This is a genomic window from Methylobacter sp. Wu1, assembly GCF_036553575.1.
In the GTDB taxonomy this organism is placed as follows: Bacteria; Pseudomonadota; Gammaproteobacteria; order Methylococcales; family Methylomonadaceae; genus Methylobacter.
On the sequence record NZ_JAZHOC010000012.1, the window covers coordinates 26387 to 35238 of the forward strand.

The 8852-nt window shown below is 44.3% G+C and carries 8 protein-coding genes; 4 read left to right on the forward strand and 4 right to left on the reverse strand.

Translation table 11 applies throughout. The features are described 5' to 3' along the window. The first annotated feature begins 16 nt into the window (after positions 1 to 16). The 4 genes from V2P20_RS00825 to V2P20_RS00840 all read left to right on the forward strand — a co-directional run bounded on the left by V2P20_RS00825 (position 17) and on the right by V2P20_RS00840 (position 4366). Positions 17 to 541: a hypothetical protein gene (locus V2P20_RS00825; protein ID WP_331815014.1), complete on the forward strand. Its 525-nt coding sequence runs from the start codon at positions 17 to 19 to the stop codon at positions 539 to 541. Between the two features lie 5 nt (positions 542 to 546). Further along, positions 547 to 1080 (forward strand): hypothetical protein, encoded by a 534-nt coding sequence (locus V2P20_RS00830; protein WP_331815017.1) that lies wholly within the window; start codon positions 547 to 549, stop codon positions 1078 to 1080. Between the two features lie 221 nt (positions 1081 to 1301). Next, positions 1302 to 2342: a 23S rRNA (adenine(2503)-C(2))-methyltransferase RlmN gene (gene rlmN, locus V2P20_RS00835; protein ID WP_331815019.1), complete on the forward strand. Its 1041-nt coding sequence runs from the start codon at positions 1302 to 1304 to the stop codon at positions 2340 to 2342. A 110-nt stretch (positions 2343 to 2452) separates the two neighbouring features. Continuing rightward, positions 2453 to 4366, forward strand: a complete 1914-nt coding sequence (locus tag V2P20_RS00840; RefSeq protein WP_331815021.1) for a P-loop NTPase fold protein — start codon at positions 2453 to 2455, stop codon at positions 4364 to 4366. Positions 4367 to 4588: 222 nt separating this feature from the next. Here the strand turns inward: V2P20_RS00840 and V2P20_RS00845 are convergent, their stop codons facing one another. From V2P20_RS00845 to V2P20_RS00860, 4 genes are all read right to left on the reverse strand, one after another. After that, entirely contained in the window at positions 4589 to 5680 is a 1092-nt protein-coding gene (locus tag V2P20_RS00845) for a Gfo/Idh/MocA family oxidoreductase (protein WP_331815024.1), read from the reverse strand. 191 nt (positions 5681 to 5871) lie between these two features. Beyond that, positions 5872 to 6528: a nitroreductase family protein gene (locus V2P20_RS00850; RefSeq protein WP_331815027.1), complete on the reverse strand. Its 657-nt coding sequence runs from the start codon at positions 6526 to 6528 to the stop codon at positions 5872 to 5874. A gap of 512 nt (positions 6529 to 7040) precedes the next feature. Beyond that, positions 7041 to 8297 (reverse strand): hypothetical protein, encoded by a 1257-nt coding sequence (locus V2P20_RS00855; protein WP_331815030.1) that lies wholly within the window; start codon positions 8295 to 8297, stop codon positions 7041 to 7043. A 295-nt stretch (positions 8298 to 8592) separates the two neighbouring features. Then, positions 8593 to 8852: hypothetical protein (locus V2P20_RS00860; protein WP_331815032.1), on the reverse strand; the 260-nt coding region annotated here is incomplete at its 5' end.

The window sequence follows — 8852 nt, forward strand, 5'->3', positions numbered from 1 at the left end:
TGTTACGGTTGCCTGCTTGATTATCAGAGTTTCCTTTTTACTGTTCCTGCTCTCGCTGCCGGTCCTGGTGCTGGCGGAAGTGTTGCTGTGGCTGAAAATTCCCGGCCTGCCTGAGTTGATTGCCAGATTTGGATCAGCCATGTTGTTAAGCGCGTTGCTCATCCTGGTCATGGCCGCATTGCTGGCTATACCTAAATTAGTCATACGCGCTGCTCTGAAATACTTTTCGGCCGGAGAGCGCCTGCAGCGCCGGCTAATGTTCGTTCAGGCCCGGCAGGAGCACGTCAGGCAACTGTTTCATTTCAGAACGTTAAAAGTAAAATACCTGAGTGAAATGCGCAGGAAGCGCCTGTTAAAAGCAAACAATCGCAAGCATATCCGGTCTTTATCGAAATCCATCCATAAAGATCTGCTGGCGATCAAAAGAAAATTGCCGAAAACCACGTTCAAGCAATTGCGGCGGGACAATATCCGCTATCGCAAGCAGCAGGATATTGAGTCTCTGCTACAACTTCAGCAAAAAATTTCCACCCTCATCTAGCGCTTATGTCTGTTTTAAAAAACTGGGTACTTAACCTCGTCAATCTTTTCCATGCGGTTAAAAAGGAAAACCTGGACTGGCAGGAGGCCAATCAGGAACAACAGGCCAGACTCAGACACGCCCGCGTGTTGGCCGAGAAAACGCTGGAAGCCGACCTGAAAAAGCGCAGCGTGCAACTGGAGCACGACATTGCATTGCTCAGGACCCGGCATGATGCCGAGCTAACCATGCTGAAAACCAAGTGCCAACAGGACATCAAGGACTACAAGCAGTATCTGGATTCACTCGATCAGCTCAAATCATCGATCCGGACGAGTTACGCGCATCTGCCCGAGGCGGTCGCCTTCACGATCCATCATCACGCGAAATACCTGCTCAACCAGATGTGGGAAGCCGAGGATTTTGAAGAGAAAATGCAGCACGAAATGCGCCTGATCAAGTTCATGACCACCGTGCATGAAGATGCCCGATTGCATCTGGAGGGAAAGACGGTCGATAGACTGCCTGAGAAAACGCTGAGTTTGATTCAGGAGCAATGAATACATACTTACAGGCTCACCTGACAGTCTGTATATACATCCATAAAGTGTAAAACCCCGAACTTTGATGTGTCGCCACCAATAAACTCATTGTCTAAGCCCTCACTGCTCGAGGGATGATGCATGAAAATTAAGCCGGGTTGGAACAAAATTTGACTCGCTCCTAATATTTTTAAAGCTAATCGATATCGGCAAAAGGCTGATATTGCCTGGAGAAACTTTTGAAACAGTCTTTTTATGATCTAAATTATTCTGATTTAGAGGCGGTTGTAAATCAAAATAACTTAAACCCCTCAGTGGCGACAGTTCTTTTTAACTGGTATTACAAGAAAAAAGAAAACACTCAATGCCATAATAAAATTTCTAAATCCTCGTTGGCCTTTTTTGAACAAAATTTTGATTTCTCTCTACCCGAAATCGATACAGTTTATGAGTCACAAAGAGATCGATCAGTAAAATTTCTTTTCAAGCTTAAAGACAATCATAAGGTTGAAACCGTCCTTATCCCGTTTAACAATAAATATTCTATTTGCCTCTCATCGCAGGTCGGCTGCGCAATGAATTGTTCTTTTTGTTTTACCGGAGAGCAAGGGCTTAAAAGAAATTTGACCACGAGTGAAATTGTTGGGCAATTTCTAAAAGCTTGGCGTTGGTTGGCAATAAATAGGCCTGGAGAAGAGAGGATTTTAAATATTGTTTTTATGGGACAAGGCGAGCCTTTACATAATTTTGATGCCGTTAAAAAAGCGTGTGAAATTTTTTTATCTCAACACGGAACTTCAATTGGCGTTCAAAAAATTACTGTCTCAACGGCTGGTTATATTCCTGGGCTTAAAAGATGGAGCCAGGAAGTTCCTGGCGTGAACCTTGCGCTATCCCTTCACTCACCGTTTGAAGAAAAGAGAAATGAACTTATCCCCATCAATAAAAAATATCCGCTGGATGAGGTGTTGGCCTATATTGACAAGATACCTTTAAATAAAAAGCAATTCATTACTTATGAATATATTCTGATAAAGGATTTCAATGACGCTCCGGATGATGCTGAAAAACTGGGGATGATGCTGGCCGGCAAAAGCGCTTATATAAACCTGATTCCTTTTAATTCATTCCCGGGATCACGTTACATGCGTCCGGATTTGGATAAGGTTGAAAAGTTTAAGGAAGTTTTGGATGCTTTTAAGATCCCGACTTTAATAAGAGGTGCTAAAGGTGATGACGTATTAGCGGCATGCGGACAACTCAATTCCAATAATCAGTAGGATACGGATCGTGAACGATGCGGTTCGTACCTTACCGCATCCTACCGCGCTAACTGCCCAAATTGAGTAATCAACCCTCCACGATATCATAAAAAAGATAAGAAGGATTTATGAGTTACAAAAATCGACAGATTGAAGAATTCCTACACAACTATTATTTCATGAAGATGCCTCCCCAATATGCAGTGATGATCAAAGGGGACTGGGGGGCAGGGAAAACTTCCTTTATCCAGCGTTCAGCCGAGAAGTTAAAAGAAGACGATGGTTGTGCTTTATATGTCAGTTTGTACGGAATTTCTGATACGAAAGCTATTGAATATGAGCTCTTTCGACAGATTCATCCAAGACTAGCGGGCAAGAATATGATTCTCGCAGGACGTATTGCGAAAGGATTCCTTAAAGGCATGCTGAAGATCGATCTTGATGGGGATGAAAAGGAAGACGGATCTCTATCAGTCTCAATACCGGACATAGATTTACCTGAATATTTACAAAATATTAATGGTCACGTTTTAATATTTGATGACATAGAGCGCTGTTCGATTCCAATAGTTGATCTACTGGGATACATCAACTATTTTGTTGAGCATGGTGGTCACAAGGTTGTTTTGGTAGTGAACGAAAATGAGATCATGAAGTGCGATACCAAAAACGAGCAATCAGAAAGCCAGAATTCGAGCATAAAGGCTGATTACAAACGGATTAAGGAAAAGCTGGTCGGTAAGACTTTTGAAATCGAATCCGATGTAGAAGGAGCTGTGAGTGCCTTTATCGAGGAAATCGGCAAAGGTCATGGTCGAACCGCTATCGAGAAGAATAAACAGCTAATCTGCAATTTATATAAAGCATCAAAGTATCAAAATTTGCGGCATCTACGCCAGGCTATACTTGAATTTGATCGTTTAATGGCTGTTATTTCTCCTAAATTCAGAAAAAATAAGCTTTTGATCAAAGACTTGTTGAGTTCGTTATTGATCTATATAACTGAAGTTCGCAGCGGCAATTTGAAGCCATCAGAAATATCGAATATTAGAGATATTATTTATAGTGGCATATTTACTAAGAGCAAGCAGAAATCGTCGCCCACAAATATGAACAAGTACAATGGATTTGTTTGGCTCGATGGCCCACTTCCAGGAAAACTATGGGCCGACATTATAGGTACTGGCTTAATTGATGCGAAAGCCGTCAATGGGGCAATCAAAAATAGCCATTACTTTGCAAGAGAGGATAGGCCAGAGTGGCGGCGCTTATGGGAATTTTACACATTAAGCGATGATGAGTTCACACTGCTGGTTAATGATGTCGCCCAAAAGTTCAATGCTAACCAATATGAAGACGTTGGAATTTTATTCCATGTGGCAGGCATTTTGCTAAAGTTGTCGGAATTCGGCATCTATTCTGTGTCCACAGATGATATTCTTTTAAAAGCTAAAGCTAACCTTAATGAGCTTACAGCGGCTGGCAAAGTGAATTGCTTCACAAAGATTATAGATCCGATGTCCCCTATAGGATGGGGTGGGTTGGGTTTCACGAGTTTTGATAAACCTGAATTTCTTGCCTTAGCTGACCATCTCAAGGAATGTGTGAAGAAAGCAACAGAGGCTAGCCTTCCGAAGGCCGGTGAAGAACTGTTAAAAGAGATGAAAACAGATTCCGAAAAGTTCGCAAGGGCTTTGATTGTGACTAATGGTGGAGACAATTTTTACTACAATAAGCCGATTCTTGCACATACCCAACCGAAAAATTTCGTTAAGACGGTTATAGAAAACCTACCAGATGTATTTAGAACCTTGGCTGAGGCGCTAAAAGTTCGTTACAACTCTAATCATGCAGTCGACCTTATAGAAGAGCTAGACTGGCTTCGTAATGTAATATGCCTTTTAGACCATGAAATCGAAAATCGTAATGGAAAAATTAGCAGCCTTCAGCTAAAGCACTTAAGAGACACTATGTCAGATTGTATCGAAGCATTTCAAAGGGTGATGCCATCCTCGTCAGAAGAACTAGCTCGTAGCTCGTAGGATGCGCTGAACGCAGTGATGCGCATCGATCGCGATGACTGCTAAGAATCGATTCACTCCCCTTTCCCTGCAATTCAATCGGCTTCTGTAGGTGACAGGCTTTAGCATTTGCCTGTGCAAAAGAGGATTTGTTGATAAAAAACAGTTTTCTCCGCATCTTCGTCAAGTAAGCCTATCTACTGTGGTTGGCGTATCGATAGGTTTCGGGTATTCCATCGCTTTTTAGATCACCATTCTCCGGCCGGTCTTCGCTGATGAGAAGATCGTCTCCACGACCCGGATATCGCGCAGTCCTTCCTCGCCAGGCACCCGCAGAGGTTGATTATGTAAAATAGCGAATGCATCGTCATCCATCTGCCTGGCTTGCTGGCTGTCCAGGAAGGCGTCTAATGTTCTGCCATCGCTGGTTGATCCACGGATACCGCTATACGCCTGAAAGGGCTCCAGCTGATACCAGCCTTTTTCGCAGTCCACGTGCAGGGAATTCATGCTCCTAGCGAAGCTTGTCCTGCAATGCGCCTTGATGCCGCTTGGAAACTCGAGATCGAATGTCATCGTTTCGTCCACATCCTTGAAAACTTCCGGGCGGTTCGTCGACTGCTGGGCAATCACTGCGATCGGCTCTTCACCACTGCAATAGCGCGCGGCCTGTAGCGAATAAACCCCCATGTCGTACATGGCGCCTCCCCCCATGCTCTTTTTCTGCCGCCAGTGATCGGTTCGATCGTAGTAGAATCCGGCGGCGGCCGATATCGATTTTACCGGCCCATAGACTCGCTCTTTGCCGAAGCGGATCACGGCCTGGGTATTGGGCTCATGCTGCATGCGATAGCCGATCGCCAGCTTGACCCTGTGATCCCGGCAGGCCTTGAGCATCGCTTCGCACTCCTTGACCGTCATGGCCATGGGCTTTTCACACCAGACATGCTTTCCGGCGTTGGCGGCGCGAATGGCGTATTCCGCATGCATCGCATTGGGCAGCACGATATAGACGACATCGATGTCCGGGTTGTTGGCGATCTTATCCATCGATTGATAGTCATAAATATTCCGGTCAGGAATGCCATAGCGCCGTTTCCACTGCTCGGTTTTGGCCGGTGTCCCGGTGACAATGCCGGCAAGATAACAGTACTTCGTGCGCTGCAAGGCCGGGGCCAGAAGGTGGGTGCTGTAGCGGCCCAGCCCCACCAGGGCGACGCCCAGGCGCTCCTTGGCTGGCCGGGCAAGGATATTGAATGGTGGAAGCGCCAGAGCACTGGCGCCCAAAATCACTTGCTTGATGAATCTTCGGCGGGCAGGAATTTGTTGTTTCATAGAAAGTCCTCGAAAAATGAAGCGGGCACACATACCTGTAGATTTTTCCTAAGGAACTACGAATAACGATTGAAAGGGAGCAGCTCCGCTCCCGTCAGAAGCATCAATAGCTTTTTTGTTAAGTGAAAAGTATGAAAAAAGTGGAAGCTTGTCAATTTTGCGACAGATCCGCAAATAGAACTTGCTGCGCTTTAATCCCCAGCGCCACGCTTGGGAAAACCGACTGTCTGCGACAACAGCACTTGTTGATCATGGGACAATTCCAGCGCGTCAGCAATGGCGGCACGGTCGATCCATGCGCGAATGACCGTAGAGAGGCCGGTGCTCGCGGAAAATAAATAGACATTCTGCGCAATGGCGCCCGCCGCCGCGGAAGCATAGGATTCACGTTGAGTGACCGGTACCATCGCCATGCGCCTGTGATCGGCCACATAAACCAGATCTAACGGCGCTTCATCGACAAAGTCCTGATAACCCGTTATTCGCCTCAGGTCCTGTTTCACCATAAGGTCGAGCGCTTGCCTGTGAGCGTCATACCAATAAGCTCCCTCAGGAAGTGCCACATAAACATCTATCTCCTGCGCATTTAAGGCCGAAGGTGCGGTACGCCCGCCATCGGGTCTGTTAACGCCGTAAGCCGCCCAAAGCAAGTCGGAAAGTAGCTGCAATGGTAAAACATCAGGAGCAAATTCACGCGACGAACAGCGTTTGAGCAGCGCCTCCATAAGCGGAAGTCCACCCGCTTTCTGAGGCGGGGGCAACGCGATCGATTCGGCCGATTTCCCCCGAACGGGACCGGGGCGCAATTGTCCCATCATTCCCAAGACCAATTTAGTCAACGTTTTCACGGCGGTTTCTCCGGATTTGTTGAAGTAAGAAGCGCAGAATCGGTTATGCTTTTTTGAGTGAAGTGAGCCTTAAAAAATTGCATTAACGCCTGGTTTTTTGCTCAAGGCCTTCGGCTGTGCGATCACCAAGATCAGTTTTTTCCCGTGCTGATATTATCTCGAGATTAAAAATGAATAGCTGCTATGTGCCAGGAGCAACCTCTCAATAATTTTTGTTAAATGTCAGGTGAGCTTTTGAAAACAGTCATCAACGCCTCACATCATCGCCAGCAAAAAACTGAGCGATGATTTTTGTTGTTTGAGTGTATGTGATTCTTGAACCAATCAATCCTCACTTGGAGCAAGGCTGCTGAAAATATCCGATAAATTATCGGGCTGCAGAGCCCATCGGTATGCAGGATGAATTTCCCAATTGAATCCGAAATCGACAAATTTATGAGATAAATATCTGCTTTCTTCAAAATAGCGTCTTTCTATAAACTCCCCTTTCTCTTTTCGCGCTGTCAGGAAATTTATTTTGTACATGAAAGCGGCAAGGTCTTTGGTGTCAGCTGGGCGATTCCATAGAAATTGAACTTATTGTTTTGTTGTATGTTTTTTATTTTATCTAGCAACGTAGAAGTTGTATAAACGTATCCTTCGCTAGCTTTCTTTTCTAAGCGGGAAGCCTTCATTCCAAATAGCAGTCTCTCGATATCTGGAAGTTCAGACCTGTATTCGTTAATGGTATCTTGAAGTCGTCCTTGAGAATATTCCTCGAAAATTCTGTTGAAATCGTCCGTTTCGATTAATTCATGATTTTGAGAACTCGCATGCTTGGCTGCAAGTGTGCAAAGTTTAACTAGGTCACGAGGTCTTTTTCGAATTAGAGACATCATCATACGGTAAGTTGGGATTTTTTCCCATTTTCCTTTACCGTTAAATACAGGCTCGATTACATCATTCAGATGCCCTGCCAAAACTGGTTGACTGAGTTGCATAAGCTCTTCAGCCGATTTGCTTTTTCCATGAAGGAATTGGTCTACACGCTTAACTAGAAGCGCAAGAATTTCATGGTTTGACCAAGAATACCAAACAACTGAACCTTCGATTTTGTCTGTTGATTCATCAGAGGTTCTAACCAGATAGTAGACGTCAGACCTAAGACTAATTCGAAAAACAACTCCTTTGTTCTCTGAGGCAATATCTCTCACTGCATTTAAGAGTGCTGATATTTTTCTAATGTCCGTCTTGTTTCCTTGCCACCCACGATCTAAATCGTCAAGATATACGTAAATTTTTCCACTCTTAAGGAAATCCTTTATGATTGCTTGCTTTGATTGATCAAGATTCGCATGGTCCTTGGCCCGAAAAGTGGTTTGAAGGAAATCGATAAATTGGCCCCCGTATTCATTTAGCTTGCCCCGCCAGCCATCATACAGAAGCCCAAATGATACCAACGCTTTCCTCGCAATAATCTCAGATATTCCTGACTTCCATTCTCTGATGAGCTTCAAAAAATCTGTTTCATTTTCGCCAATTCCAGCAATGTCGTCTGGTTTAATTAACAGAGTCAATTTTCCTTCCTGTGATTGCTCCGACATTGCAACTTGGAAAAGCGCAGATTTGCCTATTCCCTTGTGTCCCACAAGCACTCGAATAGGAAGATCATTGGCCATTTGGCTGTAAACTTTTCCTTTGAAATAGTAGGATCTTAATCGATCAATATCCTCATCTTCAGCTGCTTCATGGCCGAAAATAGCAGCAATATTCTCTTCACTAAAATTCACAACTTCTCCTCTATTTCGATTGTTGTTCTAACAAGTAATAAATAATTTCCGTATATCATCCGTTGTTACCTCACTCTAGGCAATAAGCTCGGCAATTTTACTCAGCTCGTAGGATGGGCTGAACGCAGGGATGCGCATCAATCGCGAACGATGAGGTTCGTATCTCACCGCATCCTACCGCGCTGGGGCTAGTATCCCCGGTTATCCGATTAGACGGTTTTTTTAAACATCAAGTGGTGTCTGCCCTCAATTGATTATAAGCTCATATTATCGTATTGACAGATCATTTTATTAATTATCGTTCAACCATTTCACTGACATAGTATTTCAAAAACAGTGTCATATTTTTGGGCTTTTCAGTTGGATAATCCAAATCAGATTGAACTTCGATTAAGAATGAGCCAATTCCCACGATAAATATTAATGCACTACCAAACAAAATCCCCAGCCATTGAGATTTAAAATATCGATTCACTAAATACAGGCTGGTTGCTGCTGTGATGTAAAGGACAATGAGTAGTACGGGTGCTACAAAGAAAACCAAGAAACTATTAT